A 24815-nucleotide genomic window follows, 5' to 3' on the forward strand; every position below is an offset into this window, starting at 1 on the left:
GGCCCATGAGCAACGGGCCAGTGTCGGACCAGAGCACAGAACCGCTCCCCCGGCGGGGGGTGGACACCCAGGGGCGCATCCCCACGTCGTACGGGCCGGAGAACCCGGTGCGGGAGCACCCGGACACGGGTCACTACCGGGTACGCCCCGGAGCACCGAACCTGCCGATCCCCGAACCGCAGCGGGCCGCCCCGCTCCCCGGCCAACTCCGGGGCGAGGAACCGCAGTCGGCGGACTCCCGCAGCGCCGAACCGGCGGCCGCCGGGTACGTGATACGACCGGGCGCACCGGGCGACCCCGCCCACGCCGCGTTCGAGGCCATGGCCGAGCGCAAGCACGTGCTGGACCGGCGCCGACGCCGAATCCGCTGGGGCGCGGCCGGGTTGGTGCTGTGCTGCCTGGTGGCGGTGTGCGTCGCGCTGCTGACGCCGTCCGCCACGAAGAAGCGTCAGGCCGCCGCGCCGAGGCCGACCTTGGCCCCCAGCGCCCCCGGCGGCGTCTCGCTCCCCGCACCGACCACGGCCGCTCCCAGCACCTCTGACGAACCGTCAACAACGCCGTCGCCGACCTCGCTGGTGGCCCTGCTCTCCAGCGCCGCCACCGACCGGGCGCCGATCACCGCGGCCGGCTTCTTCCCCGGACGCACGGTCTCCCTCAACCACCGCTCCTACACCCGGGCGGCGACCGCCGACTCCGGCTGCGCGGCCGCCGCCTCCCAGGCCCTGGCCGCGGTGCTCACCAGGAACGGCTGCCGCGAGGTGCTCCGGGCCACCTACACCACCGGGACGACCGCGGTGACGGTCGGCGTGGCCGTCTTCGACGACGCGGCCCAGGCCGCCGCCGTACGGCAGCAGGCCGCCGGCAACCTGACCTCCCTGCCCGGCGGCGGGGTGGCCGCCTTCTGCCGGGGCGTGGTGTGCCGACTGTCGGTGAACGCCGTGGGCCGCTACGCCTACTTCACCGTCGCCGGGTACACCAGCGGCAAGCCGGTCCCGGCCGACGACACCGCGGCCTTCGACGCCGGGAACGACATGAACCAGGTGGTGCTGACCGACCTGGGCACCCGGGCCGGCGCCGAGGCCGCCGCGCACTGACGCCCGCAGCGCGCGAGCAGCCCGCGAGCGCCCCGCGGCGGCCGGTGCCTACCCGGCGTCGGCCGCCGCGCCCGCGCCCCGGGGCGCCAGCACCCGCAGGTTGCGGGCGGCCCGGCTGCGGGCGGCCAGGTCCTCGTCGGCCGGGTAGCCGACCTCCTCCAGGGTCAGCCCGTGCGGCCGCACCACGCTGACGGCGGAGTTGCGCACTCCCCCGGCCAACACCTCGGCCGGGAAGCCCACCGGCCGCTGCCCGCCGCCGACCAGCAGCATCGAGCCGACCAGGGCGCGCACCATGTTGTGGCAGAAGGCGTCGGCCCGGACCGTGCCCACCACCAGCCCGGGCAGCGCCGGGCCGAGCAGCGCGTCCCCGGGGAGCCGCTCCCAGCGGAAGTCCAGCAGCTCGCGGATGGTCGTGGCGCCCTCACGCTTCTTGCAGTACGCCGCGAAGTCGTGCTCGCCGACCAGCAGCCGCGCCGCCTCGTTCATCAGCTCCACGTCCAGCGGCCGGTCGTGCCAGAGCACGTGCCCGCGCCGCAGCGGATCCACCCCCGCCTGCGCGTCGCAGACCCGGTAGGCGTACCGGCGCCAGACCGCCGAGAAGCGCGCGTCGAAGCCGTCCGGGGCCTCGGCGACCCGCCACACCCGGATGTCCCCGGGCAGCCGCCCGGCCAGCCGGCGCCGCAGCTTGTCGCCCTCGGCGGCCCAGACCTCCCCGGGCAGGTCGACGTGGGCGACCTGGCCCCGGGCGTGCACCCCGGCGTCGGTGCGCCCGGCGACGGTCAGCGGGAAGACCTCGGGCTGCCGCAGCACCACCCGGACCGCGTCCTCCAGCTCGCCCTGCACGGTCCGCCGGCCGCTCTTCTGCTTGGCCCAGCCGGAGAAGTCCGTGCCGTCGTACGACAGGTCGAGCCGTACCCGCACCAGGCCCGGCGCCGGGCCGTCCCGGCGCTCCGGCCGCTGCTCGCACTCGCTGGTCATCGCTGCTCTTCTCCTCGGTGCGGATACGGCGACGGGCCCGCCTCCCCGAGGGGAGAGCGGGCCCGTCGACGGACGGTGTGTCGTCCGCGGACCTTACTCGGCGGCCTCGGCCGGAGCAGCGTCCTCGGCCGGAGCGGCGTCCTCGGCGACCGGAGCGGCAGCCTCGGTCTCCTTCACGGAGCGCTTGGTCGCGGCCTCGGCCTCGCCGACAGCGGTCTGGGCCACGGTGAGGGCCTCGACCAGCTCGATGACGGCCATCGGGGCGTTGTCGCCACGACGGGGGCCGATCTTGGTGATGCGGGTGTAGCCACCGGGGCGGTTCTCGTAGCGGGGACCGATCTCGGTGAAGAGGGTGTGCAGCACAGACACGTCGGTGATGGTCTTGCGGACCTCACGGCGGTTGTGGATGTCACCCTTCTTGGCCTTGGTGATCAGCTTCTCCGCCACCGGGCGCAGGCGGCGGGCCTTGGCCTCGGTGGTGGTGATGCGGCCGTACTGGAACAGCTCACGGGCCAGACCGGCGAGCAGCAGACGCTCGTGGGACGGGCCGCCGCCGAGGCGGGCACCCTTCGCGGGGCGGGGCATGGTGTCTCCTTGTATCTCCGACCCCCGGCCGTACCAGGTACCGGGGCGGGCGCAGCAGCACGGTTGCCGCTGCGACTTCTGCACACAGCTGTCAAGAGTACGGGACCGCCGGAGCGGTCCCGTACCGAGGTCGTGCGGTGGGGCTCAGTACTGCTCGGTCTCCGCGAAGCCCGGGTCGTCGTCGTCGGCGCCGAAGGCGTCGGCGGCGGCGGTCGGGTCGAATCCGGGCGGGCTGTCCTTGAGGGCCAGGCCCATGCCGGCCAGCTTCGCCTTGACCTCGTCGATCGACTTCGCACCGAAGTTGCGGATGTCGAGCAGGTCGGCCTCGGAGCGGGCGACGAGCTCACCCACGGAGTGGATGCCCTCGCGCTTGAGGCAGTTGTAGGAGCGGACGGTGAGTTCCAGCTCCTCGATCGGCAGGGCGAGGTCGGCGGCCAGGGCGGCGTCCGTGGGGGACGGGCCCATGTCGATGCCCTCGGCGTCGATGTTCAGCTCGCGGGCGAGACCGAACAGCTCCACCAGGGTCTTGCCGGCCGAGGCCATGGCGTCGCGCGGACGCATGGCGGGCTTGGTCTCGACGTCGACGATGAGCTTGTCGAAGTCGGTACGCTGCTCGACTCGGGTCGCCTCGACCTTGTAGGTGACCTTGAGCACCGGGCTGTAGATGGAGTCGACCGGGATGCGGCCGATCTCCTGGCCCGACTGCTTGTTCTGCACGGCGGAGACGTAGCCGCGACCGCGCTCGACGGTCAGCTCCATCTCCAGCTTGCCCTTGCCGTTGAGCGTGGCCAGGACCAGCTCGGGGTTGTGCACCTCGACACCGGCCGGGGGCGCGATGTCGGCGGCGGTGACCAGGCCCGGGCCCTGCTTGCGCAGGTACATCACGACCGGCTCGTCGTGCTCCGAGGAGACGACCAGCTGCTTGATGTTCAGGATGAGGTCGGTGACGTCCTCCTTGACGCCCGGCACGGTGGTGAACTCGTGCAGGACACCGTCGATCCGGATGCTGGTGACAGCGGCTCCGGGGATCGAGGAGAGGAGCGTGCGACGGAGCGAGTTGCCGAGGGTGTAGCCGAAGCCCGGCTCCAGCGGCTCGATGACGAACCGGGAGCGGAACTCGTCGACGACCTCTTCGGTCAGCGACGGACGCTGAGCGATCAGCATGGGGGGATTCCTCCAGAGAGATCTTCGGCACCCACTATTTGATGCCGACGAAGCAAGGATACGGCCCCTGCGCGAACAGGGGCCGTATCCCGGTGGCTACGTGTGCCGTAGCGAGGCGAAGCGCGTCAGACGCGGCGGCGCTTCGGCGGGCGGCAGCCGTTGTGCGGGGTGGGCGTGACGTCCTGGATCGAGCCGACCTCCAGGCCGGTGGCCTGGATGGAGCGGATCGCGGTCTCGCGGCCGGAGCCCGGACCCTTCACGAAGACGTCGACCTTGCGCATGCCGTGCTCCTGGGCGCGACGCGCGGCGGACTCGGCGGCCATCTGCGCGGCGAACGGAGTCGACTTGCGGGAGCCCTTGAAGCCGACGTGGCCCGAGGACGCCCACGCGATCACGTTGCCCGAGGGGTCCGTGATCGAGACGATGGTGTTGTTGAACGTGCTCTTGATGTGCGCGTGGCCGTGAGCGACGTTCTTCTTTTCCTTGCGGCGGATCTTCTTCGCGCCGGCAGCCTGACGACCCTTGGGGGCATAAGTCTGTTTCTCCTACTGAGGTGGTCGGTCCGCTAGCCCAGCGGGCCGGATTGGAGTCCGGTTAGTGGGGCGGACTACTTCTTGCCGGGCTTCTTCTTGCCGGCAATCGCGCGACGCGGACCCTTGCGGGTACGAGCGTTGGTGTGCGTGCGCTGACCGTGGACCGGCAGGCCGCGGCGGTGGCGCAGACCCTGGTAGCAGCCGATCTCGACCTTGCGGCGGATGTCGGCGGCGACCTCACGGCGAAGGTCACCCTCGACCTTGTAGTTGCCGTCGATGTACTCGCGCAGCTTGACCAGGTCGTCCTCGGTGATGTCACGAACGCGCACGTTCGGGTTCACACCGGTCTCGGCCAGGGCCTTCTTGGAGAGCGTACGGCCGATGCCGTACACGTAGGTGAGGGCGATCTCGATCCGCTTTTCGCGGGGGAGATCAACGCCGGCGAGGCGTGCCATGAATGTGGCTCCTGTGTTCCTTCGGAGGTCTGGCGCGATGCCTCTCGTACGACTCTCGTCGATCGAGCCCCGGCCTCCGGACCGAGGGTGGCAGTCCGCTCACCTTCCCTGGGGCGTGCCAGGGAGGTATGAGCGGATCGGGCATCCCGCTTCATGTTGTTTTTCGCGTCGCGCGAAGAGTTACGACCCGTGCGGAGGTGCGATCAGCCCTGGCGCTGCTTGTGGCGCAGGTTCTCGCAGATCACCATGACGCGCCCGTGACGGCGAATCACCTTGCACTTGTCGCAGATCTTCTTGACGCTCGGCTTGACCTTCATGGGATTCAGGTTCTCCGGGTCGAGCGCACCCCGGCGAAGGGGCACGAGATCTGCTGCTTACTTGTACCGGTAGACGATACGTCCCCGGGTCAGGTCGTACGGGCTCAGCTCGACGACGACCCGGTCGTCCGGGAGGATACGAATGTAGTGCATCCGCATCTTGCCGCTGATGTGCGCGAGGACTTTGTGTCCGTTTTGAAGCTCTACCTTGAACATGGCGTTCGGCAGAGACTCGATGACGGTGCCCTCGATCTCGATGGCGCCTTGCTTTTTGGCCATGTCCTGCGGGTATCGCCTTCCGGATTCGACTACCGTAGTCGGCACTCACGCAGGGACCGCTAAGTCCACCCCGCCACTGGTCGTGCGAGGACGTGCGGATGCAAGCTACGAGTGAGCCGACACAGCAGTCTACGACACGGGGCAAGCGATAGCGAAATCGCGCGCCGGTCAGGCCAGCGGGTCGGGGGCGGCGGTGATGCCCAGCTCGGCCAGCTTGGCCCGGCCGCCGTCGAAGGCGGTCAGCACCAGCGGGCCCTCCTCGGTGACGGCGATGGAGTGCTCCCAGTGCGAGGCCCAGCTGCCGTCGTTGGTCTTGACGGTCCACTCGTCCTCGAGCGTGTGGGTGCGCGGGGTGCCGAGGCTGACCATGGGCTCGATGGCGATGCAGAAGCCGGGCACCAGCTTCACCCCGCGGCCGCGGCGGCGGTCCACGTAGTTCAGCAGGTGCGGGTCCATGTGCATCTCGGAGCCGATGCCGTGGCCGCCGAAGTCCTCGATGATGCCGTACTTGCCCTTGGGCGGCAGCGGCTGGCGGCGGATGTAGGACTCGATGGCCCGGCTCAGGTCGGACAGCCGGTTGTTCTTCTTCACCTGGGCGATGCCGGCCCACATCGACTCCTCGGTGACCCGGCTGAGCTGCAGCAGCTCCTCCGGGTGGCCCTCGCCGACGAAGACGGTGATGGCGGCGTCGCCGTGCCAGCCGTCGACGATGGCGCCGCAGTCGATGGAGATCATGTCGCCGTCCTTCAGCGCCCGGTCGCCGGGGATGCCGTGGACCACCTCGTCGTTGACCGAGGCGCAGATCACCCCGGTGAAGCCGTGGTACCCGAGGAAGTTGGAGGTCGCCCCGTGGTCGCCGATGACCTTGGCGGCGATGGCGTTCAGCTCGCCGGTGGTGATCCCGGGCGCCACCGCCTCCCGGCACGCCTTCAGCGCCTCGGCGACGACCAGGCCCGCCTCCCGCATCTTTGCGATCTGCTCCGGGGTCTTGATCTCAACCATGCTCGCTCGCCTTCCCGCTACCACTGGATCGTTCCGTCACTGCCCGGCGCACCGTTCCACGGTACGGCCGCTCGCCCGAACGCGCTCCGGCCGTGACACCCCTGCGGGCGTCACGGCCGGTTAGCGCTTCGCGCCTCGACTCACACGGAGTCGACTGTGTCCTTGTTCTGCCGCAGCGCGGCGATGGCGCGCTGCGTGACCTCGTCCACCTTGCCCAGCGCGGGGATGGTGGTGACCAGCCCCTGCTTCTGGTAGTACGCGATGATCGGCTCGGTCTGCGTGTGGTAGACCTCCAGCCGGACGCGCACGCTCTCCTCGCTGTCGTCCCCGCGCTGGTACAGCTCCCCGCCGCAGACGTCGCAGACGCCCGGGACGGCCGGGGGGTTGTACTCCACGTGGAAGATGTGGGAGCTCTCGTTGCGGCACACCCGGCGGCCCGCGATGCGGCGGACCACCTCGTCCTCGGGGACCTCGAGGTCCAGCACGCCGTCGAGCTCGATCTCCCACTCGGCGAGGATCTGGTCCAGCGCCACGGCCTGGGCGACGTTCCGGGGGAAGCCGTCGAGCAGGAAGCCGTCGGCGGCGTCCGGCTGGGCCAGCCGGTCCTTGGCCATGGCGATGGTGACCTCGTCCGGTACGAGCTTGCCGGAGTCCATGATGCTCTTCGCGGCAAGGCCCAGCTCGGTGCCCTGACTGATGTTGGCGCGGAACAGGTCACCGGTGGACACGTGCGGGATGGACAGGGTCTTGGCCAGCAGCGTGGCCTGAGTACCCTTCCCGGCCCCGGGCGGCCCGACGAGGACGATTCGCATCAGCGGAGGAACCCTTCGTAGTTGCGCTGCTGGAGCTGGCTCTCGATCTGCTTGACAGTTTCAAGGCCGACGCCGACAACGATCAGGATGCTCGTACCGCCGAACGGGAAGCTCTGTGACGCTCCGAATGCCCCGAGCGCGATCAGCGGCACCATGGCGATCAGGCCCAGATAGAGGGAGCCCGGCCAGGTGATCCTGGTCAGCACGTAGTTCAGGTATTCAGCCGTCGGGCGGCCGGCCCGGATGCCCGGGATGAAACCACCATACTTCTTCATGTTGTCGGCTACTTCTTCGGGGTTGAAGGAGATGGCGACGTAGAAGAAGGCGAAGAAGACGATCAGCAGGAAGTCGACGGCCATGTAGAGCGGTTTGTCGCTCTTGGTCATGTTCCGCGTGATCCACTCGGCCCAGCCCTTGCTCTGCGAGCCGCTCAACTGGACGACCAGGGCCGGGATGTACAGCAGCGAGCTGGCGAAGATGACCGGGATCACACCCGCCTGGTTGACCTTCAGCGGGATGTAGGTCGAGGTGCCGCCGTAGGCCCGGCGGCCGATCATGCGCTTCGCGTACTGGACCGGGATGCGGCGCTGGGCCTGCTCCACGAAGACCACCAGGCCGACCATGCACAGGCCCATGGCCAGGACGAACACGAAGGTCGCCCAGCCCTTCTCGGCCTTGATGTTCCACAGCGAGGCGGGGAAGCCGGAGGCGACCGAGGTGAAGATCAGGATCGACATGCCGTTGCCGATGCCGCGGTCGGTGATCAGCTCGCCCAGCCACATGATCACCACGGTGCCCGCGGTCATGGTGATGACCATGGTGGCGATGGTGAAGACGGACTGGTTGGGGACGATCTTGGCCACGTCGCAGCTGGGGCCGGCGCCGCTGAACAGCGCGCCGCTGGAGGCCGTGGCGACGATGCCGGTCGCCTGCAGGATCGCCAGGGCGATGGTCAGGTAACGGGTGTACTGCGTGATCTTCGTCTGCCCGGCCTGACCCTCCTGCTTGAGGGCGTCCAGACGCGGGATCACCACGGTCAGCAGCTGAAGGATGATGCTGGACGTGATGTAGGGCATGATGCCCAGCGCGAAGATGGTGATCTGCAGCAGAGCGCCGCCACTGAACAGGTTGACCAGGCCGAGGAGCTGGTTGGAGCTCGACGGGTTGCCGATACATGCCTGGACAGCCGAGAAGTCCACCCCGGGAACGGGGATGTGAGCGCCCATCCGGAAGACGGCGATGATGCCCAGCGTGAACAGCAGCTTCTTGCGCAGGTCGGGCGTCTTGAACGCCCGGGCGAACGCGGTGAGCACGGTGCCTCCTGCAGCTCCCTGCCGAGAGCGGCGGGAGGGACGGTGTATCTGGGCCCAGCACGGATGGGAGCGGGGCCGGACGATGGTGGGTACCACCCGAGGGCGGCGGCTCGCAGACAGAGAGTGCGCCAGCCTACAAGTGGACTCCACGGACTCTAACAGTCCGTGGCCACTCGAATGAAGCGCGTGCCCGCATGCATCTCGACGTCTTCGGCGCTCCCGGGCCCGGTGCGGCCCGCCGTGGACGCAGTTGTCACCCTTCGTCCCGGGCCCGGCGGCGACCCGCCGAACGACGACAAGCCTCGGGCCCGCCCCTCGAAAGAGGGACGGGCCCGAGGCCGTGCGCTGCGACGGCGGTCAGCCGGGCTGGGAGGCGGTGCCTCAGATCAGCTCGGTGACCGTGCCGCCGGCGGCGGTGATCTTCTGCGCGGCGGAGCCGGAGACGGCGTCAACCGAAACCTGCAGCGCCACGGTCAGCTCACCGGTGCCCAGCACCTTGACGAGCGAGTTCTTGCGAACCGCGCCCTTGGCGACCAGGTCCTCGACGGTGACCTCGCCACCCTCGGGGTAGAGCGCACCGAGCTTGTCCAGGTTCACGACCTGGAACTCCACGCGGAACGGGTTCTTGAAGCCCTTGAGCTTCGGCAGGCGCATGTGGAGGGGCATCTGGCCACCCTCGAAGCGCGCGGGAACCTGGTAACGCGCCTTGGTGCCCTTGGTACCACGACCGGCGGTCTTGCCCTTGGATGCCTCACCACGACCGACACGGGTCTTGGCGGTCTTGGCACCGGGGGCGGGCCGCAGGTTGTGGATCTTCAGCGGGTTCTGCTCCGCCATTTCAGTCCACCTCCTCGACCGTGACGAGGTGGCGGACGGTCTGGGCCATCCCGCGGATCTCGGGACGGTCCTCCTTCACGACCACGTCGTGCATGCGCTTGAGGCCAAGCGAACGCAGGGTGTCACGGTGGTTCTGCTTGCTGCCGATGTAGGACTTGGTCTGCGTGATCTTCAGGCGAGCCATTACGCAGCCCCCTGCCCGGCAGCACGCGCACGCAGCAGGGCTGCGGGAGCGACATCCTCGAGCGGCAGCCCACGACGGGCGGCGATCTCCTCGGGGCGCGAAAGGCCCTTCAGCGCCGCGACCGTGGCGTGCACGATGTTGATCGCGTTGTCGGAGCCCAGGGACTTCGACAGGATGTCGTGGACACCGGCGCACTCGAGCACGGCGCGCACGGGACCACCGGCGATGACACCGGTACCCGGCGAAGCCGGCTTGAGCAGGACGACGCCCGCGGCCTTCTCACCCTGGATCGGGTGGGGAATGGTGCCCTGGATGCGGGGAACCTTGAAGAAGTTCTTCTTCGCTTCCTCGACACCCTTGGCGATGGCCGCGGGAACTTCCTTGGCCTTGCCGTAACCGACACCTACGGTGCCGTCACCGTCGCCCACCACGACCAGCGCGGTGAAGCTGAAACGACGACCACCCTTGACAACCTTGGCGACACGGTTGATTGCGACAACGCGCTCGACGTACGCGGTCTTCTCGACGACGGGAGCGCCGTCACGACCATCCCGCTTACGGTCTCGCCGCTCGCCACCGCCGGTGCCGCCGCCGGCGCCGCTACCGCGGCGCTGGGGTCCAGCCATTGGATTTACCTCTCTCGTTTACGTCCGCCAGCTTGGGCGAGCGGGTCAGAAGTCGAGCCCGGCCTCGCGGGCGGCGTCCGCCAGAGCGGCGATGCGCCCGGCGTACTGGTTGCCCGCGCGGTCAAAGACGACCGACTCGACACCGGCAGCCTTGGCGCGCTCAGCGACCAGGGCCCCGACCTTCTTTGCCTGCTCGGTCTTGTCACCTTCGACGCCCTTGATGGACACGTCGAGGGTGGACGCCGAAGCCAGCGTGTGGCCCGCGAGGTCGTCGATCACCTGCGCCACGATGTGGCGGTTGGAACGAGACACGACCAGGCGCGGACGCACCGGCGTACCGGAGACGCGCTTGCGGACGCGGATGGCGCGGCGCTTGCGGGCGGCGGCCTTGTAACCGTTGCCCTTGCCGATCTTCACACCGACACTCATGGGTTACTTACCACTCTTTCCGACCTTGCGGCGGATGACCTCGCCGGCGTACTTGACACCCTTGGCCTTGTACGGGTCGGGCTTACGCAGCTTGCGAATCTTCGCAGCCACCTCGCCAACCTGCTGCTTGTCGATGCCGTCCACGTGGAACTTGGTGGGCGACTCGACCACGAAGGCGATGCCTTCGGGGGCCTCGATGATGATCGGGTGGCTGTAGCCGAGCGCGAACTCCATGGAGGAGCCCTTCGCTGCGACGCGGTAGCCGACGCCGCTGATCTCGAGCGACTTGCGGTAGCCCGCGGTCACGCCGGTGATCATGTTCGCCACCAGCGTGCGGGTCAGGCCGTGCAGGGCCTTAGACATACGCTCGTCGTTGGGGCGGGTGACGAGCAGAGTGCCGTCCTCACCCTTGGCGATGTCGATCGGCGCGGCAACGGTGTGGGCAAGGGAACCCTTGGGGCCCTTGACCGAGACCGTGCGGCCATCGATGGTGACGTCCACGCCGGCGGGAACCGGGATGGGCAGCCGTCCAATGCGAGACATTGCTGTACCTCCGTTTCCCTTAGTTACCAGACGTAGGCGAGGACTTCCCCACCCACGCCCTTCTTGGCTGCCTGCTGTCCGGTGAGCAGACCGGCGGACGTGGAGATGATCGCCACGCCCAGACCGCCGAGCACCTTCGGCATGCTGGTGGACTTGGTGTAGACCCGCAGACCCGGCTTGGAGATCCGCTTGATGCCCGCGATCGAGCGCTCACGGTTGGGGCCGAACTTGAGGTCGATGGTCAGCTTCTTGCCGACCTCGCCCTCCTTGGGCTCCTCAACCTTCCATCCCGTGATGTAGCCCTCCTGCTGGAGGATCTCGGCGATGTGGGTCTTGATCTTGCTGTGGGGCATCACGACAGTGTCGTGGTAGGCCGAGTTCGCGTTTCGCAGACGCGTCAGCATGTCTGCGATCGGGTCGGTCATGGTCATGATGGCCTGTGGCCTCTCTCACCGCGGTTTCCCGAAGCGCGCAGCCCGGGGATGAACCAGAGCGGGCGCGGCGCGGGGACCTGCGGCGTAGTTGATCATGTACTGCGTAAGACGAATCAGGGGCGCAGGGCCCCGACCCCACTACCTTACGGGAATCCCTGCGGAGTTCCCAAAACGGTCGTGGGGCCGGGGGCCCTGCGGACCCGCGTGCGTACCGCGAACTACCTGACTACCAGGAGCTCTTGGTGACGCCCGGCAGCTCGCCGCGGTGGGCCATCTCACGAAGGCACACACGGCACAGGCCGAACTTGCGGTACACGGAGTGCGGGCGGCCGCAGCGCTGGCAACGGGTGTAACCCCGGACGCCGAACTTCGGCTTGCGCTCCGACTTCGCAATGAGGGACTTCTTAGCCATGTGCTCAGTTCTCCTTGAACGGGAAGCCAAGGGCACGCAGCAGCGCCCGGCCCTCGTCGTCGGTCTGGGCAGTGGTGACCACGGTGATGTCCATGCCCCGCTCGCGGTCGACCTTGTCCTGGTCGATCTCGTGGAACATGACCTGCTCGGTCAGACCGAAGGTGTAGTTGCCCTTGCCGTCGAACTGCTTCGGCGACAGGCCGCGGAAGTCGCGGATACGCGGGAGCGCCAGCGAGACCAGACGGTCCAGGAACTCCCACATGCGGTCGCCGCGGAGCGTGACGTGGGTGCCGATCGGCTGGCCCTCACGCAGCTTGAACTGCGCGATGGACTTCCGGGCCTTGGTCACGGTCGGCTTCTGGCCGGTGATCGCGGTGAGGTCCTTGACGGCGCCGTCGATCAGCTTGGAGTCGCGGGCGGCGTCGCCCACACCCATGTTGACCACGACCTTGACCAGGCCGGGGATCAGCATGACGTTCTCGTAGGAGAACTGCTCCTGCAGCTGGCCCTTGATCTCGGAGCGGTAGCGCTCCTTGAGACGGGGGGCCACCTTCTCAACAGAGGTGTCGGTCATCAGATGTCCTCACCGGTTCGCTTGGCAACGCGGATCTTGTTGCCCTCGTCATCGAAGCGGTAACCGACGCGGGTGACGACCTTCTTGCCGTCCTTCTCCACGACGAGCTGAACGTTGCTCACGTGGATCGGGGCCTCAGTGGTCACGATGCCGCCGGTCTGGGCACCACGGGCGGTCTGGCCGACCTTGGTGTGCTTCTTGACCCGGTTGACACCCTCGACCAGGACGCGGTTCTCAGTGGGGATGGCCTGGATGACCTTGCCCTGCTTGCCCTTGTCCTTGCCGGTGATGACCTGGACCAGGTCACCCTTCTTGATCTTCATGCTGTTCGCCATGGTTAGAGCACCTCCGGCGCAAGCGAGATGATCTTCATGAACTTCTTGTCGCGCAGCTCGCGGCCCACCGGGCCGAAGATGCGGGTTCCGCGCGGGTCACCATCGGTGTTCTTGAGGATGACCGCGGCGTTCTCGTCGAAACGGATGTAGGAACCGTCCGGACGACGGCGCTCCTTCACGGTGCGGACGATGACGGCCTTGACCACATCGCCCTTCTTCACGTTGCCACCGGGGATCGCGTCCTTGACGGTGGCGACGATGACGTCACCGATGCCCGCGTAGCGTCGGCCGGAGCCACCGAGAACACGGATGCAAAGGATCTCCTTCGCACCAGTGTTGTCGGCGACACGCAGTCGCGACTCCTGCTGGATCACAGCTTTCTCCTGATCGTCAACGATCGGGACCGGGCCGGCCCGCTGCTCACCCGAGCGCTCCTGGGAGCCCCGGGCACATACGAGCCGCGCCCAATCGCGTTCGTTACTACTTGGCCTTCTCGAGGATCTCGACGACGCGCCAGCGCTTCGTCGCGGACAGCGGCCGGGTCTCCATGAGGAGGACGCGGTCGCCGATACCCGCGGCGTTGGCCTCGTCGTGCGCCTTCAGCTTGTTCGTACGGCGGATGACCTTGCCGTACAGCGCGTGCTTGACGCGGTCCTCGACGGCGACGACGACGGTCTTGTCCATCTTGTCGCTGACGACCAGACCCTCACGGGTCTTGCGGAAGCCGCGTGCTTCTTCGTTGGTGTTCTCAGTCATCAGGCGTTCTCCACCGTCTCGATGCCCAGCTCGCGCTCGCGCATCAGGGTGTAGATCCGCGCGATCTGCTTCTTCACGAGCGGAAGCCGTCCGTGGTTGTCGAGCTGCCCGGTCGCCGCCTGGAAGCGGAGGTTGAACAGCTCCTCCTTCGCCTCACGGAGCTTGGCGACGAGTGCCTCGTCGTCCAGCTCGCGAAGCTCTGCAGCCTTGGTGGTGGCCGACATCAGCTCTCACCTGCCTCGCGCCGGACAATCCGGCACTTCATCGGAAGCTTGTGCGCGGCGCGGGTGAGCGCCTCGCGGGCAATCTTCTCGTTCGGGTACGACAACTCGAACATCACGCGTCCGGGGTGCACGTTGGCGATCCACCACTCCGGCGAACCCTTGCCGGAACCCATGCGGGTCTCGGCCGGCTTCTTGGTGAGGGGACGGTCCGGGTAGATGTTGATCCAGACCTTGCCGCCACGCTTGATGTGACGGGTGATGGAGATACGAGCGGACTCGATCTGCCGGTTCGTCACGTACGCCGGGGAGACGGCCTGCAGGCCGTACTCGCCGAACGCCAATTCGGTACCGCCCTTAGCCATGCCACGCCGCTTGGGGTGGTGCTGCTTGCGGTGCTTGACCCTGCGAGGGATCAGCATGGGGTCAGGCCTCCGATCCAGTGTCAGTCGAGGGAGCGGCCTCGGCCGGAGCCTCGGTCACCGCGGCCGGAGCCTCGGTGGCGGGACGACGGCCACGGCCACCGCGCTCGCCGCCGGCGGGGCGCTCGCCACCGCGACGGGGGCGCTCGCCCGGGCCGCCCGCGCGGGGCGGACGGTTGCCGGCCTTGGCGGCGGCGTTGTCGGCACGGACCTCGGCGATGTTCTTGACGTCGCCCTTGTAGATCCAGACCTTCACGCCGATGCGGCCGAAGGTGGTCTTGGCCTCGAAGAAGCCGTAGTCCACGTTGGCGCGCAGGGTGTGCAGGGGCACGCGGCCCTCGCGGTAGAACTCGGAGCGGGACATCTCAGCGCCGCCGAGACGACCGGAGCACTGGATCTTGATGCCCTTGGCGCCGGACTTCATCGTGCCCTGCATGCTCTTGCGCATGGCCCGACGGAAGGAGACGCGGGAGGACAGCTGCTCCGCGACGCCCTGAGCCACGAGCTGGGCGTCCAGCTCGGGGTTCTTGACCTCGAGGATGTTCAGCTGGACCTGCTTGCCGGTCAGCTTCTCGAGGTCGCCGCGGATGCGGTCGGCCTCGGTGCCGCGACGGCCGATGACGATGCCGGGACGGGCGGTGTGGATGTCCACCCGCACGCGGTCACGGGTGCGCTCGATCTCCACCTTCGAGATGCCGGCGCGCTCCATGCCGGACGTCATCATCCGACGGATGGCGACGTCTTCCTTGACGTAGTCCTTGTACAGCTTGTCGGCGTACCAGCGGGACTTGAAGTCCGTGGTGATGCCGAGGCGGAACCCATGCGGGTTAACCTTCTGGCCCATTACCGGGTCCCTTCCTTCGACGCGAGAACCACGGTGATGTGGCTCGTCCGCTTGCGGATCCGGTACGCGCGGCCCTGGGCCCGCGGACGGAAACGCTTCAGAGTCGGGCCCTCGTCGACGTACGCCTCAGCGACGTACAGCGATTCCACGTTGTTGTGGTTGTAGTTGTGCTTGGCGTTGGCAATGGCGCTGTCGAGCACCTTGCCGACCGGCACGCTGGCGGCCTGCGGAGCGAAACGCAGGACCGCCTGGGCCTCCGTGGCATTCATGCCACGGATGAGGTCCACCACGCGGCGGGCCTTCATGGGCGTTACACGGATGTACCGTGCCGCTGCCCTGGCTTCCATGGTTGTCCCCTTGTTGGTGTCTGTCATGGTCTTCGCTTTCCGCAGATCAGCGACGACGCGACTTACGGTCGTCCTTCTCGTGGCCGCGGAAGGTGCGGGTCGGCGCGAACTCGCCGAGCTTGTGGCCGACCATCGACTCGGTGACGAACACCGGGACGTGCTTGCGACCGTCGTGCACCGCGAGGGTGTGGCCCAGCATCGCCGGCACGATCATGGAGCGGCGGGACCAGGTCTTGATGACGTTCTGGGTACCTGCTTCGTTCTGTACGTCCACCTTCTTCATCAGGTGGTCGTCGACGAAGGGCCCCTTCTTGAGGCTGCGCGGCATCGAGACTGCTCCTAGCGCTTCTTGTTCGTCTTGCGGCGGCGGACGATGTACTTGTTGGACGCCTTCTTCGGCGAACGAGTACGACCCTCCTTCTGACCCCACGGCGAAACCGGGTGGCGACCACCGGAGGTCTTGCCCTCACCACCACCGTGCGGGTGGTCGATCGGGTTCATGGCGACACCGCGCACGGTCGGGCGAACGCCCTTCCAGCGCATACGGCCGGCCTTGCCCCAGTTGATGTTCGACTGCTCGGCGTTGCCGACCTCGCCAATGGTGGCGCGGCAGCGGGCGTCGACCAGGCGGACCTCGCCGGAGGGCATGCGGAGGTGGGCGTAGACGCCCTCCTTCGCCAGCAGCTGCACGGAGGAACCCGCGGAACGGGCGATCTTCGCGCCGCCGCCGGGCCGGAGCTCGATGGCGTGGATGACCGTACCGACCGGGATGTTGCGCAGCGGCAGGTTGTTGCCGGGCTTGATGTCGGCCGCGGGGCCGTTCTCCACCCGGTCGCCCTGGCCCAGCTTGGCCGGGGCGATGATGTAGCGCTTCTCGCCGTCTGCGTAGTGCAGCAGCGCGATGCGTGCGGTGCGGTTGGGGTCGTACTCGATGTGAGCGACCTTGGCCGGAACGCCGTCCTTGTCGTGACGACGGAAGTCGATGACGCGGTACGCGCGCTTGTGACCGCCACCCTGGTGGCGGACGGTGACGCGACCGGCGTTGTTACGACCGCCCTTGCTGTGCAGCGGGCGGACCAGCGACTTTTCCGGCTCGGACCGCGTGATCTCGACGAAGTCGGCAACGCTGGAGCCACGACGGCCCGGCGTTGTCGGCTTGTACTTGCGGATGCCCATGGCTTCTTCTGTCCTCGTCCGTTTCGGTTATCCGACTCGCCGTCAGGCGGAGGTCGGCGTCCCGAAGATGTCGATGGGCTTGCTGCCCTCTGCCAGCGTCACGATGGCGCGCTTGGTGTCCTTGCGCTTGCCGAAACCGGTCTTGGAGCGCTTGCGCTTGCCCTGACGGTTGATCGTGTTGACGTTGGCGACCTTGACCGAGAAGACCGCCTCGACGGCCTGCTTGATCTGGGTCTTGTTGGAGCCCGGCGCCACGATGAACGTGTACTTGCCCTCGTCGAGGAGCGCGTAGCTCTTCTCCGAGATGACCGGCTTGACCAGGACGTCACGGGGGTCCGTGAACGTCTTGCTGGTGATCGTTGCGTCGCTCATCAGGCGTCGCTCCCTTCGAGCTCGCTCGAGGAGGCAACGGCCTTCGCGGACGCGGCGGGGCCGGTCACGAAGCGCTCGAAGGCGGCCTGGGTGAAGACCACATCGTCGGAGACGAGCACGTCGTAGGTGTTGAGCTGACCGGCGTCCAGGATGTGCACCTCGGGCAGGTTACGGGCGCTCCTGATCGCCAGCTCGTCGTCGCGCTCGACCACGAGGAGGACGTTCTTGCGCTCGCTGATCTTGCCGATCAGGGTGCGGGCAGCCTTGGTGGACGGCGCCTCGCCCGCGGTCACGCCGGTGATGACGTGGATGCGGGAGTTGCGGGCCCGGTCGGTGAGGGCGCCACGCAGAGCGGCGGCCTTCATCTTCTTGGGGGTGCGCTGCGAGTAGTCGCGCGGCACGGGGCCGTGCACGACGCCACCGCCGGCGAACTGCGGAGCGCGGGTCGAACCCTGGCGGGCGCGGCCGGTGCCCTTCTGGCGGTACGGCTTGCGGCCACCGCCACGGACCTCGGCGCGGGTCTTCGTCTTGTGCGTACCCTGGCGGGCCGCGGCCAGCTGGGCGACGACGACCTGGTGGATCAGCGGAATGCTGACCTTGGCGTCGAAGATCTCGGCGGGCAGCTCGACGGTGCCGACGGTCTCACCCGCAGGGGAGAGAACGTTGATGGTGCTCATTGCTTCAGGCCCCCTTCGCCGCAGTGCGGACCAGGATGAGGCCGCCGTTCGGACCAGGGATCGCTCCCTTGATCAGGAGCAGGCCCTTCTCCGCGTCAACGGCGTGGACGGTCAGGTTCTGGGTGGTCACGCGCTCGTGGCCCATGCGACCAGCCATGCGCATGCCCTTGAACACACGACCCGGGGTGGCGCAGCCACCGATCGAGCCGGGCGAGCGGTGCTTGCGCTGCACGCCGTGTCCGGCGCCCAGACCGTGGAAGTTGTGGCGCTTCATGACACCCGCGAAGCCCTTGCCCTTGCTGGTGCCGGTCACGTCGACCTTGACACCGGCCTCGAAGAGCTCGGCCGTGATCTCCTGGCCCAGGGTGTACTCGCCGGCGTCGCTGGTGCGCAGCTCGACGAGGTGGCGACGGGGGGTGACGCCGGCCTTGGCGAAGTGGCCCGCGAGGGGCTTGTTCACCTTGCGCGGGTCGATCTCGCCGAAGCCGATCTGCACGGCGTCGTAGCCGGTGCCATCAGCGGTGTGGACCTGGGTGACGACATTGGGCCCGGCCTTGACGACGGTCACCGGAACGATCCGGTTGTTCTCGTCCCAGACCTGGGTCATGCCGAGCTTCTCGCCCAGGATGCCCTTCATCTGCTTAGCCATCTTCGTTCAGCCCCTTCAGAGCTTGATCTCGATGTCGACGCCGGCCGGGAGGTCGAGTCGCATCAGAGAGTCAACGGTCTTGGGGGTCGGGTCGAGGATGTCGATCAGACGCTTGTGCGTGCGCATCTCGAAGTGCTCGCGCGAGTCCTTGTACTTGTGCGGCGAGCGGATGACGCAGTACACGTTCTTCTCAGTGGGCAGCGGCACCGGGCCCGCGACCTGCGCACCAGTACGCGTCACCGTCTCGACGATCTTCTTCGCCGAGGAGTCGATGACCTCGTGGTCGTAGGCCTTGAGCCGGATGCGGATCTTCTGTCCCGCCATGGCTTCTTCGTAGTCCTTCTGTGTGGTCTTGCTGCTTCTGCGGCCGGATCCTCCGGGTGGAGGCTCCGGTGGCGTTCCTTCGACCCACGCGGTCGGGCGTGTCGCGCTGCCCGCCATAAGAAAGCCTTGGTCGAACTCCTGGCCCCGCTGGCAGACCCTGAGGTCCGCCGGGGCGAAACGCCGGACCGAGCGCCTGCATGCACTTCCCGGAAGATTCCCGTACGTCCGCGCCGCAGCTGCCGCGCTTCGTCAACATCAACTAGGCAACGGCCGTACACGGGCACGACGAGTACTGTGGGACTCGCTTCCGGTCCCCCCGCATGGGAGGCGCGCAGCATCGGCACTCAACCGAGCAACTTGGCTAGTGTGCCATACCGGACACGGTGCACGCCAATTGAGCCGACGAGCGTACCCAGGTCGCCCACCATGTCAAACCAGGGCCGGGGCCGGACGGAGCAGTGCCCCCGGCGCGGCCGGGCCGGACCGGGGCCCTCGCCGCACGCGACCGGCGGAGGCCGCCGACGCGGTGATTCGCGGACGTCGTGTCGGCCCGAATGGTTGCGCTCCCGCGGATTCCCGAACGCGATTATTACCTTCGAACACCCGAAGGCAGGTCGCCGGGGATTTCCGCCGGGGGTGGGATAGGGTGACGCCGCCGCATGGGGGGTATGCGCCGCCCGCGGATTCCAGCGGGACGCGTTCCCGGTACGTGTGAAAAACCAGGGGACGCCCACGTGAGCAGCATGACCCTTCCCGGCCCGGTGGCCGCCCCGAGACCCCGACGGGGACTGCTGCGGCTCGGGGCCGACCGCGCCTGGAAGCTCACCGCCGCCGAGGCCGCCGTCGCCTTCGGCTCCTGCCTGCTGCTGCCGCTGCTGGTGCGGCACCTCGACGTCGACCCGATGAGCAGGCTCGGCGCGGTCAGCGGACTGGCCGCCATCCAACTGCGCTTCGCCCTGCTCGGCCTGGTCCTGGTGGCCGCGCTGGTGGCCGCCCGCAGGCTCGGCGACGGGCGCTGGTTCCCGCTGGCCACCCGCCTCAGCTGCGCCGCGCTGGCCGGCCTGGCCAGCGGCTTCGTGGCCGCGGGCGCGGTGGTCTCGCTGCTGGGCACGCCCTGGCCGATGTTCGGCCTGAACGGCGACAGCGGCCGGATCGTCGCCTGGGCGACCACCATCATGCACGGCCACGCCAACCCGGAGCCGATCTACCCGCCGCTGCCGCTGTACAGCCTGGCGCTGTTCGCCAAGGTGTTCCACGGCGGCAACGCCGGATACGCCTTCAAGGACCTGGAGATCCTCGGCGCGGCCATCACCGGCCCGCTGGCCTACCTGTGCTGGCGGATGCTCTACAGCCCGATCTGGGCCACGGTCGTCGGCATCGTCCCGATGATGGCGCTGATCGACTCGTACAAGCCGTACAGCGCGACCGTGCTGATCCTGCTGCTGCCGGTGCTGGCCGCGTTCCTGCGGGCCTTCCGCCGGTCCGCGGAGCAGGAGTGGCGGCCGCTGCTGCTCACCGCGGGCGGGCTGGGGCTGCTGCTGGCGCTGCTGCTGCTCACCTACTCGGGCTGGTTCGTCTGGAGCGCGGCGGGCACCTTCGCGGCGGTCCTGCTGCTGTTCCCGTGGCGCTCCCGGGTGCCCCGGGCCCGGCTGCGCAGCCTGGCCTTCCTGGGCGCCACCGCGGCCGTCTTCCTGGCCGCGGCCGGCTGGTACGTGGTGGACCTGCTGCAGGCGTCCGGCACCGCCGACCGGGACTACGGCTTCGACGCCTACACCGACCCGGCGTTCTTCTCCATGTGGCGCACCGACATGCCCGGCCAGGTCGGCCAGTGGCCGCCGCCCGGGGAGATCGGCGGGGTCAGCGTCTTCACCGCGCTGCTCTTCGTCGCCCTGGCCGTCGCCCTGTGGCTGGGGCTGCGCCGCTCGGTGGTGCTCGCCACCGTCGCCGTCTTCGGCAGCGCCTGGCTGATGCGGATGTACTTCGCCTCGCAGATGTACGGCACCGGCGAGGTGCAGCTGTGGATCCGCACCGACAACCAACTCCTCTACTGCGGGCTGGTGTTCGTCACGCTCGCGGTCTGGCTGGCGGTCAGGCGGGCCGGGAGCCGGCTGCCCGCCCGGGGCCCGGCGGTGATCGGGGTCTTCTGCGCGCTGATCATGCTGGTCGGCTCCATGGGCTCGTCCCAGTCGGACCGGTACATGCCCCAGAAGACGAACACGTACCAGATTCTTCCCTGGGTTTCGCAGACCGTTCGCATGACCAATGGAAAATGTCCCAGGTACGCGCCGCAGGGGAAGTGCTCGAAAAACGGCGACCAGTCGTGGTTGAAGATGATCTATTACCGACCGACAAACTGAACAGACGAGGTCTCGTAGTTCCATGCCACCGCTACTCCAGGCCATCGGACCAAGGGTCACGGCGAACCGCCGCAGCATCTGGCTGGCGGGATTCGCGTTCTTCCTGACGCTGATGGCCGCATGGTCCCTCGCCACCCCGCTCACCGCCGCACCGGACGAGCCGGCCCACATCCTGCGCGCCGCCTCCGTCGTCCGGGGCCAGTTCAACGGGCCGCCCGTGGTCCAAGAGGTCAAGATCGCGGACTTCATCTCCAAGGAGGTGATAACCGGCATCCGGCTGCCGGAGCGCTACGCCTCGCTGAACGACATGTTCCGCTGCTACGCCTTCAACGTGAACCGGCCGGCCGGCTGCGCACCCGACTTCCACGGCACCGAACAGGTCGCCAGCATGACCACCTCGGCCGGCCGCTACAACCCGGTCTACTACCTCGCCGTCGGCTGGCCCTCGCTGCTGCTGAACGGCAGCGACAGCGTCTACGCCATGCGGCTGCTGACGGCGGTGCTCTGCGCGGCGCTGCTGGCCAGCGCCGTGGTCACGGCCAGCGAGTGGCGGCGGCGCGGGGTGGCGGTGCTGGGGGTGCTGGCGGCGGCGACGCCGATGGTGCTGTTCCTCGGCGGCGTGGTCAACCCGAACGCGGTCGAGTGCGCGGCCGGCATCCTGGCCTGGACCGCCGTGCTGTCCGTCTTCATGTCGCCCGATCCCGCGCTGCTGAACCGGCGGCTGGCCGCTGCCGGGATCGCCTCCGCCTCGCTGTTCTGCATCCGCCCGCTGGGGCTGGCCTGGGTGGCCGCGACCATCACCGTCGGACTGCTGGTCAACGAGCGCGGCACGCTGCCGTCGATCATCCGCCGCCGCGCCTTCTGGGTCTGGACCGCCGTCTCCGGCGTCGCCTTCGTCGCGGGCGAGCTGTGGAACATCACCCACCCGGACCACTCGTCGCTGCGCAGCGCGCTCACCCCGGAGGCGGTCGCCATGTGGACCTTCCACGCCTCCGGCCAGTACGTCGACCAGATGGTCGGCAACTTCGGCTGGCTGAACACCCCGGTGCCCGCGGTCACGCTGCTGATCTGGCTCGGCGTCATCGTCGCCCTGGCCCTGCTGGCGCTGACCTGCTGCCGCCGCCGGGAGGCGCTGCCGCTGCTGGCCATCGCCGTGGGGATCTTCGTCATCCCGATCGCCGGCAGCACCCTGGACTACCGGCTGGGCCCGATCTGGCAGGGACGCTACCTGCTGGCCTTCGCCGCCGGGCTGCCCGTGCTCAGCGCCTTCGTCATCGCCCGGCGCAACCCGCTGCCCGGGCCGGCGCGCAGGCGGCTGGTCACCATCACCGCGCTGCTGCTGGCCTTCGCCAACCTGGCGGCCTTCTACTGGGCGCTGCACCGCTACCTGGTGGGCATCAACGGCGCGCTCCTCCCCCGGCACGTGCACTGGCAGCCGCCGGGCACCTGGATGCTGTGGACGGCCGTCTACGGGCTCGGGCTGCTGGCCCAGTACGGCCTGGTGCGCGCGTTCGCGCAGGACCGGGAGCCGGACGCGGGCACGGCCCGGACCGGCGCGGACGGCGTCGGGGCCGCGCCCGGCACGCTCGGCCTGACCCGGCTCTAGCGGCTCCGGCCCGACCGGCACCTGCCGGGCGGGCCGTACGAGCGGGCTGCACGGGCGGGACGGCGCCGCCGTCGGACGGTCAGGAACCGTCGGCGGCGGCGCTGTTGGCGCCGGAGGCGCCGGTGGGGCGCAGCACATGGCCGGTGAGGGTGCGCACGCCGTCCCACTGGGCGCGCTTGACCGCGCCCGGCAGCATGGTCAGCGCGTGCAGCCGGGAGGCGCTGTGGACCCGCGCGGCGCGGGCGGCGCGGGGCCAGCCCTGGGCGTCCATGCGGTCGGCGACCTGGGCGAAGTAGCGCTCCGCCTCGGTGAAGCGGGTGCCGGAGAACGCCTGCAGCGAGGACTCGCTGACGGCGTGCCGCCGGTAGCGGAAGGCCGGCTCGGTGTCGACCACCATCTCCTGGCCGCGCTGGAGCAGGTCGATGACCAGCGCGAGGTCCTGGATGACCGACAGCCCGTCGCGGAAGTTGACCGCCTTGACCGCGGCCGAGTCCCAGCAGATCGAGGGGAAGTACAGCCAGTTGCCGCGCAGCAGGCTGGCCGCGAGGGCCTCGCCGCCCATCCGGCGGCTGCCCTTCACCCCGGGGGCGTAGAGCCGGTTCTTGACGCCGTCCACCAGGCCGCCGACGGGCGCGCCCTGGGAGTCGATGACCTCGACGCCGGGCTGGACCATGCCCACGCCCGGGTGCTCCTTGAGCACCCGGCGGATGGTGGCCAAGTAGCCGGGCATCAGCAGGTCGTCGCAGCCCATGATGACCGCGCGCTCCAGCTCCAGCAGTTCCACGCACTTCTGGAAGTTGCGGGTGATGCCCAGGTTCTGCGGGTTGCGCAGGTAGCGCACCCGCTCGTCCCCCAGCTGTGCGAACCACTCCGGGACGCCGGGCTCGCGGCCGTCGTCGACGACGGTCAGCCGCCAGTCCGGGTCGGTCTGCGCGAGCACGCTGCGGACAGCGTCCTGCATCAGACCGACATCTCCGTAGTACGGCATCATGATGTCGAAGGTGGCCATGACGGTGGTTGCTCGCCTCGGGTTCGCGGTGGTCCGGCGCAGGTGGTCCGGCAGGGTCAGGGGCGGGTGGAGGCGCCGGTGGGGGCGTCCAGCCGCTCCCGGTCCAGGCGGTCCCGGTTCAGCAGCTCCGCATCGCGCAGCGCCACCGTCCGGGCCAGGTCGGTGACCTTCTTCTCCAGCGAACGGAACCGCATGTAGGTGTTGAGCGCGAAGAAGGACACGGCCACCACCAGCAGGTACAGCACCAGGTCGGTGCCTCGGCCGACGCCGAGCCGGTTGGCCACCCAGGTCACGTCGCCGGGGCGGAGCACGGCGAAGACGTTGGCCACCACGAACAGGAAGAACGCGATGCGCTTCCAGGCCCGGGTGTGCGCGGCGTCCCAGCGGCGGATGAACAGGAAGAGCATCATCCCCGCGCCGAGGAGCAGGATCAGCTGGATCAGCAGGGTGCCCTTCATCGGCCGCCACGCTCCCTCAGTGAGATGTCGAAGAGGATGTTGACGCCGTTGAGGAGCGACTGCCCCTTGGCCCGCGAGTAGTCGGTGTACAGGATGTCGACCGGGATCTCGGCGACCCGCAGGTCGGACCGGGCCAGGATGCCCACGATCTCCGAGGCGTGGGCCATGCCGTTCATGGTGATCCTCAACTGCGAGGCGGCCTTGCGGTTGAGTCCGCGCAGGCCGTTGTGCGAGTCGGTGAGCTTGAGCCGGCGGGCGGTCGGGCTGACCGCGGCGGCGGTGCGCAGCACCATCCGCTTGAGCAGCGGCACCTGGTCGCTCTGCTCGATGAAGCGGGAGCCCAGGACGACGTCGGCGGCGTCCTCGCGGAGCAGCGCGACAAGCTTCTCGGCGTCGTCGGTCTGGTGCTGGCCGTCGGCGTCGAAGGTGACGAAGTACTCGGCGCCGGGGCGGGACAGGGCGTAGGACAGCCCGGTCTGCAGCGCCGCGCCCTGGCCCAGGTTGACCGGGTGCCGGACGAGGTGGGCGCCGGTGCCCAGGATGCGCTCGGCGGAGCCGTCGGAACTGCCGTCGTTGACGCAGACGATGTTGGGGAAGACCTTGAGGGCCTGCTCGACGACGTCGGCGATGACCTGTTCCTCGTTGTAGACGGGGATCACCAGCCAGGTGTCGTGGTAATCGTTCACTGCGT

The 24815-nt window shown here is 68.8% G+C and carries 37 protein-coding genes; 3 read left to right on the top strand and 34 right to left on the bottom strand.

What is annotated here, in order from left to right; genetic code table 11:
* Nucleotides 1–5 precede the first annotated feature (5 nt).
* A complete protein-coding gene (locus GXW83_RS30040; RefSeq protein ID WP_182446176.1) occupies nt 6–1094 on the top strand; it encodes a hypothetical protein in 1089 nt (362 codons plus the stop codon).
* A 48-nt stretch (nt 1095–1142) separates the two neighbouring features.
* Here the strand turns inward: GXW83_RS30040 and truA are convergent, their stop codons facing one another.
* From truA to rpsJ, 31 genes are all read right to left on the bottom strand, one after another.
* Complete coding sequence (truA, locus tag GXW83_RS30045) at nt 1143–2072, bottom strand: tRNA pseudouridine(38-40) synthase TruA (protein WP_182446177.1); 930 nt, start codon at nt 2070–2072, stop codon at nt 1143–1145.
* Between the two features lie 93 nt (nt 2073–2165).
* On the bottom strand, nt 2166–2657 hold the full coding sequence (gene rplQ / locus GXW83_RS30050; RefSeq protein WP_182446178.1) for a 50S ribosomal protein L17: 492 nt from the start codon (nt 2655–2657) through the stop codon (nt 2166–2168).
* A 144-nt stretch (nt 2658–2801) separates the two neighbouring features.
* A complete protein-coding gene (locus GXW83_RS30055) occupies nt 2802–3821 on the bottom strand; it encodes a DNA-directed RNA polymerase subunit alpha (protein WP_182446179.1) in 1020 nt (339 codons plus the stop codon).
* A 125-nt stretch (nt 3822–3946) separates the two neighbouring features.
* A complete protein-coding gene (rpsK, locus tag GXW83_RS30060; protein WP_182447653.1) occupies nt 3947–4315 on the bottom strand; it encodes a 30S ribosomal protein S11 in 369 nt (122 codons plus the stop codon).
* Nucleotides 4316–4428: 113 nt separating this feature from the next.
* Nucleotides 4429–4809, bottom strand: coding sequence for a 30S ribosomal protein S13 (gene rpsM / locus GXW83_RS30065; RefSeq protein WP_182446180.1), 381 nt, complete (start codon nt 4807–4809; stop codon nt 4429–4431).
* Between the two features lie 203 nt (nt 4810–5012).
* Nucleotides 5013–5126 (bottom strand): 50S ribosomal protein L36, encoded by a 114-nt coding sequence (gene rpmJ / locus GXW83_RS30070; protein ID WP_009740505.1) that lies wholly within the window; start codon nt 5124–5126, stop codon nt 5013–5015.
* 57 nt (nt 5127–5183) lie between these two features.
* Nucleotides 5184–5405: a translation initiation factor IF-1 gene (gene infA / locus GXW83_RS30075; RefSeq protein WP_003956442.1), complete on the bottom strand. Its 222-nt coding sequence runs from the start codon at nt 5403–5405 to the stop codon at nt 5184–5186.
* Between the two features lie 168 nt (nt 5406–5573).
* Entirely contained in the window at nt 5574–6407 is an 834-nt protein-coding gene (gene map, locus GXW83_RS30080; protein ID WP_182446181.1) for a type I methionyl aminopeptidase, read from the bottom strand.
* A gap of 140 nt (nt 6408–6547) precedes the next feature.
* Entirely contained in the window at nt 6548–7219 is a 672-nt protein-coding gene (locus GXW83_RS30085) for an adenylate kinase (protein WP_182446182.1), read from the bottom strand.
* Nucleotides 7219–8532, bottom strand: coding sequence for a preprotein translocase subunit SecY (gene secY / locus GXW83_RS30090; RefSeq protein WP_182446183.1), 1314 nt, complete (start codon nt 8530–8532; stop codon nt 7219–7221). The genes GXW83_RS30085 and secY overlap by 1 nt, the downstream gene beginning before the upstream one ends.
* Nucleotides 8533–8913: 381 nt before the next feature.
* Nucleotides 8914–9369: a 50S ribosomal protein L15 gene (rplO, locus tag GXW83_RS30095; RefSeq protein ID WP_182446184.1), complete on the bottom strand. Its 456-nt coding sequence runs from the start codon at nt 9367–9369 to the stop codon at nt 8914–8916.
* 1 nt (nt 9370) lies between these two features.
* A complete protein-coding gene (gene rpmD / locus GXW83_RS30100; RefSeq protein WP_030251557.1) occupies nt 9371–9553 on the bottom strand; it encodes a 50S ribosomal protein L30 in 183 nt (60 codons plus the stop codon).
* Nucleotides 9553–10179 (bottom strand): 30S ribosomal protein S5, encoded by a 627-nt coding sequence (rpsE, locus tag GXW83_RS30105; RefSeq protein WP_030251561.1) that lies wholly within the window; start codon nt 10177–10179, stop codon nt 9553–9555. The genes rpmD and rpsE overlap by 1 nt, the downstream gene beginning before the upstream one ends.
* 45 nt (nt 10180–10224) lie before the next feature.
* Entirely contained in the window at nt 10225–10608 is a 384-nt protein-coding gene (rplR, locus tag GXW83_RS30110; protein WP_182446185.1) for a 50S ribosomal protein L18, read from the bottom strand.
* A gap of 3 nt (nt 10609–10611) precedes the next feature.
* Nucleotides 10612–11151: a 50S ribosomal protein L6 gene (gene rplF / locus GXW83_RS30115; RefSeq protein ID WP_182446186.1), complete on the bottom strand. Its 540-nt coding sequence runs from the start codon at nt 11149–11151 to the stop codon at nt 10612–10614.
* A gap of 23 nt (nt 11152–11174) precedes the next feature.
* Nucleotides 11175–11582 (bottom strand): 30S ribosomal protein S8, encoded by a 408-nt coding sequence (rpsH, locus tag GXW83_RS30120; protein WP_182446187.1) that lies wholly within the window; start codon nt 11580–11582, stop codon nt 11175–11177.
* A 229-nt stretch (nt 11583–11811) separates the two neighbouring features.
* The gene (locus GXW83_RS30125) at nt 11812–11997 is read right to left on the bottom strand and encodes a type Z 30S ribosomal protein S14 (protein WP_055585129.1); all 186 of its coding nucleotides are present in this window, start codon (nt 11995–11997) and stop codon (nt 11812–11814) included.
* A 4-nt stretch (nt 11998–12001) separates the two neighbouring features.
* Nucleotides 12002–12571, bottom strand: a complete 570-nt coding sequence (rplE, locus tag GXW83_RS30130) for a 50S ribosomal protein L5 (RefSeq protein WP_182446188.1) — start codon at nt 12569–12571, stop codon at nt 12002–12004.
* Nucleotides 12571–12894, bottom strand: a complete 324-nt coding sequence (gene rplX / locus GXW83_RS30135) for a 50S ribosomal protein L24 (RefSeq protein ID WP_030251573.1) — start codon at nt 12892–12894, stop codon at nt 12571–12573. Before rplX ends, rplE begins: the two co-directional genes overlap by 1 nt.
* A gap of 14 nt (nt 12895–12908) precedes the next feature.
* Complete coding sequence (gene rplN, locus GXW83_RS30140) at nt 12909–13280, bottom strand: 50S ribosomal protein L14 (RefSeq protein ID WP_030251577.1); 372 nt, start codon at nt 13278–13280, stop codon at nt 12909–12911.
* A 106-nt stretch (nt 13281–13386) separates the two neighbouring features.
* Nucleotides 13387–13662 carry a 30S ribosomal protein S17 gene (gene rpsQ, locus GXW83_RS30145; RefSeq protein WP_034089818.1) on the bottom strand — a complete coding sequence of 92 codons (276 nt, stop codon included), beginning with the start codon at nt 13660–13662 and terminating at the stop codon, nt 13387–13389.
* Nucleotides 13662–13886, bottom strand: coding sequence for a 50S ribosomal protein L29 (rpmC, locus tag GXW83_RS30150; RefSeq protein ID WP_182446189.1), 225 nt, complete (start codon nt 13884–13886; stop codon nt 13662–13664). The genes rpsQ and rpmC overlap by 1 nt, the downstream gene beginning before the upstream one ends.
* Complete coding sequence (gene rplP / locus GXW83_RS30155; RefSeq protein WP_030251586.1) at nt 13886–14305, bottom strand: 50S ribosomal protein L16; 420 nt, start codon at nt 14303–14305, stop codon at nt 13886–13888. Before rplP ends, rpmC begins: the two co-directional genes overlap by 1 nt.
* A 4-nt stretch (nt 14306–14309) precedes the next feature.
* On the bottom strand, nt 14310–15149 hold the full coding sequence (rpsC, locus tag GXW83_RS30160) for a 30S ribosomal protein S3 (RefSeq protein ID WP_182446190.1): 840 nt from the start codon (nt 15147–15149) through the stop codon (nt 14310–14312).
* The gene (gene rplV / locus GXW83_RS30165; protein WP_182447654.1) at nt 15149–15496 is read right to left on the bottom strand and encodes a 50S ribosomal protein L22; all 348 of its coding nucleotides are present in this window, start codon (nt 15494–15496) and stop codon (nt 15149–15151) included. Before rplV ends, rpsC begins: the two co-directional genes overlap by 1 nt.
* Nucleotides 15497–15542: 46 nt before the next feature.
* Entirely contained in the window at nt 15543–15824 is a 282-nt protein-coding gene (gene rpsS, locus GXW83_RS30170) for a 30S ribosomal protein S19 (RefSeq protein ID WP_034089814.1), read from the bottom strand.
* Between the two features lie 11 nt (nt 15825–15835).
* Nucleotides 15836–16672, bottom strand: a complete 837-nt coding sequence (rplB, locus tag GXW83_RS30175) for a 50S ribosomal protein L2 (protein ID WP_182446191.1) — start codon at nt 16670–16672, stop codon at nt 15836–15838.
* A 42-nt stretch (nt 16673–16714) separates the two neighbouring features.
* Nucleotides 16715–17044 carry a 50S ribosomal protein L23 gene (gene rplW / locus GXW83_RS30180; RefSeq protein ID WP_182446192.1) on the bottom strand — a complete coding sequence of 110 codons (330 nt, stop codon included), beginning with the start codon at nt 17042–17044 and terminating at the stop codon, nt 16715–16717.
* Nucleotides 17044–17721 (bottom strand): 50S ribosomal protein L4, encoded by a 678-nt coding sequence (rplD, locus tag GXW83_RS30185; RefSeq protein WP_182446193.1) that lies wholly within the window; start codon nt 17719–17721, stop codon nt 17044–17046. Before rplD ends, rplW begins: the two co-directional genes overlap by 1 nt.
* Nucleotides 17722–17725: 4 nt before the next feature.
* On the bottom strand, nt 17726–18370 hold the full coding sequence (gene rplC, locus GXW83_RS30190; protein WP_182446194.1) for a 50S ribosomal protein L3: 645 nt from the start codon (nt 18368–18370) through the stop codon (nt 17726–17728).
* A gap of 15 nt (nt 18371–18385) precedes the next feature.
* Complete coding sequence (gene rpsJ, locus GXW83_RS30195) at nt 18386–18694, bottom strand: 30S ribosomal protein S10 (protein WP_020549238.1); 309 nt, start codon at nt 18692–18694, stop codon at nt 18386–18388.
* A 734-nt stretch (nt 18695–19428) separates the two neighbouring features.
* Between rpsJ and GXW83_RS30200 the strand changes: the two genes are divergently transcribed.
* Together GXW83_RS30200 and GXW83_RS30205 are read left to right on the top strand one after the other, a co-directional pair.
* A complete protein-coding gene (locus tag GXW83_RS30200) occupies nt 19429–21051 on the top strand; it encodes a hypothetical protein (RefSeq protein ID WP_182446195.1) in 1623 nt (540 codons plus the stop codon).
* Between the two features lie 22 nt (nt 21052–21073).
* Nucleotides 21074–22657, top strand: a complete 1584-nt coding sequence (locus tag GXW83_RS30205; RefSeq protein WP_182446196.1) for a DUF2142 domain-containing protein — start codon at nt 21074–21076, stop codon at nt 22655–22657.
* Between the two features lie 79 nt (nt 22658–22736).
* On the opposite strand, the gene GXW83_RS30210 is transcribed toward GXW83_RS30205, so the two are convergent.
* From GXW83_RS30210 to GXW83_RS30220, 3 genes are read right to left on the bottom strand one after another with little or no spacing between them, the layout of a single operon-like run.
* Nucleotides 22737–23666, bottom strand: coding sequence for a glycosyltransferase family 2 protein (locus GXW83_RS30210; RefSeq protein ID WP_182446197.1), 930 nt, complete (start codon nt 23664–23666; stop codon nt 22737–22739).
* 56 nt (nt 23667–23722) lie between these two features.
* Entirely contained in the window at nt 23723–24124 is a 402-nt protein-coding gene (locus tag GXW83_RS30215; RefSeq protein WP_182446198.1) for a DUF2304 domain-containing protein, read from the bottom strand.
* Nucleotides 24121–24810, bottom strand: coding sequence for a glycosyltransferase family 2 protein (locus tag GXW83_RS30220; protein ID WP_225447334.1), 690 nt, complete (start codon nt 24808–24810; stop codon nt 24121–24123). Before GXW83_RS30220 ends, GXW83_RS30215 begins: the two co-directional genes overlap by 4 nt.
* Nucleotides 24811–24815 lie beyond the last annotated feature (5 nt).

Origin of the sequence: Streptacidiphilus sp. PB12-B1b (assembly GCF_014084125.1) — a bacterium.
Lineage (GTDB): Bacteria > Actinomycetota > Actinomycetes > Streptomycetales > Streptomycetaceae > Streptacidiphilus.

Coding starts and splice junctions, on each gene's coding strand:
- GXW83_RS30040 (WP_182446176.1), top strand. CDS start 6: ATGAGCAACGGGCCAGTGTCGGACCAGAGCACAGAACCGCTCCCCCGG.
- truA (WP_182446177.1), bottom strand. CDS start 2,072: ATGACCAGCGAGTGCGAGCAGCGGCCGGAGCGCCGGGACGGCCCGGCG.
- rplQ (WP_182446178.1), bottom strand. CDS start 2,657: ATGCCCCGCCCCGCGAAGGGTGCCCGCCTCGGCGGCGGCCCGTCCCAC.
- GXW83_RS30055 (WP_182446179.1), bottom strand. CDS start 3,821: ATGCTGATCGCTCAGCGTCCGTCGCTGACCGAAGAGGTCGTCGACGAG.
- rpsM (WP_182446180.1), bottom strand. CDS start 4,809: ATGGCACGCCTCGCCGGCGTTGATCTCCCCCGCGAAAAGCGGATCGAG.
- rpmJ (WP_009740505.1), bottom strand. CDS start 5,126: ATGAAGGTCAAGCCGAGCGTCAAGAAGATCTGCGACAAGTGCAAGGTG.
- infA (WP_003956442.1), bottom strand. CDS start 5,405: ATGGCCAAAAAGCAAGGCGCCATCGAGATCGAGGGCACCGTCATCGAG.
- map (WP_182446181.1), bottom strand. CDS start 6,407: ATGGTTGAGATCAAGACCCCGGAGCAGATCGCAAAGATGCGGGAGGCG.
- GXW83_RS30085 (WP_182446182.1), bottom strand. CDS start 7,219: ATGCGAATCGTCCTCGTCGGGCCGCCCGGGGCCGGGAAGGGTACTCAG.
- rplO (WP_182446184.1), bottom strand. CDS start 9,369: ATGGCGGAGCAGAACCCGCTGAAGATCCACAACCTGCGGCCCGCCCCC.
- rpmD (WP_030251557.1), bottom strand. CDS start 9,553: ATGGCTCGCCTGAAGATCACGCAGACCAAGTCCTACATCGGCAGCAAG.
- rpsE (WP_030251561.1), bottom strand. CDS start 10,179: ATGGCTGGACCCCAGCGCCGCGGTAGCGGCGCCGGCGGCGGCACCGGC.
- rplR (WP_182446185.1), bottom strand. CDS start 10,608: ATGAGTGTCGGTGTGAAGATCGGCAAGGGCAACGGTTACAAGGCCGCC.
- rplF (WP_182446186.1), bottom strand. CDS start 11,151: ATGTCTCGCATTGGACGGCTGCCCATCCCGGTTCCCGCCGGCGTGGAC.
- rpsH (WP_182446187.1), bottom strand. CDS start 11,582: ATGACCATGACCGACCCGATCGCAGACATGCTGACGCGTCTGCGAAAC.
- GXW83_RS30125 (WP_055585129.1), bottom strand. CDS start 11,997: ATGGCTAAGAAGTCCCTCATTGCGAAGTCGGAGCGCAAGCCGAAGTTC.
- rplE (WP_182446188.1), bottom strand. CDS start 12,571: ATGACCGACACCTCTGTTGAGAAGGTGGCCCCCCGTCTCAAGGAGCGC.
- rplX (WP_030251573.1), bottom strand. CDS start 12,894: ATGAAGATCAAGAAGGGTGACCTGGTCCAGGTCATCACCGGCAAGGAC.
- rpsQ (WP_034089818.1), bottom strand. CDS start 13,662: ATGACTGAGAACACCAACGAAGAAGCACGCGGCTTCCGCAAGACCCGT.
- rpmC (WP_182446189.1), bottom strand. CDS start 13,886: ATGTCGGCCACCACCAAGGCTGCAGAGCTTCGCGAGCTGGACGACGAG.
- rplP (WP_030251586.1), bottom strand. CDS start 14,305: ATGCTGATCCCTCGCAGGGTCAAGCACCGCAAGCAGCACCACCCCAAG.
- rpsC (WP_182446190.1), bottom strand. CDS start 15,149: ATGGGCCAGAAGGTTAACCCGCATGGGTTCCGCCTCGGCATCACCACG.
- rplV (WP_182447654.1), bottom strand. CDS start 15,496: ATGGAAGCCAGGGCAGCGGCACGGTACATCCGTGTAACGCCCATGAAG.
- rpsS (WP_034089814.1), bottom strand. CDS start 15,824: ATGCCGCGCAGCCTCAAGAAGGGGCCCTTCGTCGACGACCACCTGATG.
- rplB (WP_182446191.1), bottom strand. CDS start 16,672: ATGGGCATCCGCAAGTACAAGCCGACAACGCCGGGCCGTCGTGGCTCC.
- rplW (WP_182446192.1), bottom strand. CDS start 17,044: ATGAGCGACGCAACGATCACCAGCAAGACGTTCACGGACCCCCGTGAC.
- rplD (WP_182446193.1), bottom strand. CDS start 17,721: ATGAGCACCATCAACGTTCTCTCCCCTGCGGGTGAGACCGTCGGCACC.
- rplC (WP_182446194.1), bottom strand. CDS start 18,370: ATGGCTAAGCAGATGAAGGGCATCCTGGGCGAGAAGCTCGGCATGACC.
- rpsJ (WP_020549238.1), bottom strand. CDS start 18,694: ATGGCGGGACAGAAGATCCGCATCCGGCTCAAGGCCTACGACCACGAG.
- GXW83_RS30205 (WP_182446196.1), top strand. CDS start 21,074: ATGCCACCGCTACTCCAGGCCATCGGACCAAGGGTCACGGCGAACCGC.
- GXW83_RS30210 (WP_182446197.1), bottom strand. CDS start 23,666: ATGGCCACCTTCGACATCATGATGCCGTACTACGGAGATGTCGGTCTG.
- GXW83_RS30215 (WP_182446198.1), bottom strand. CDS start 24,124: ATGAAGGGCACCCTGCTGATCCAGCTGATCCTGCTCCTCGGCGCGGGG.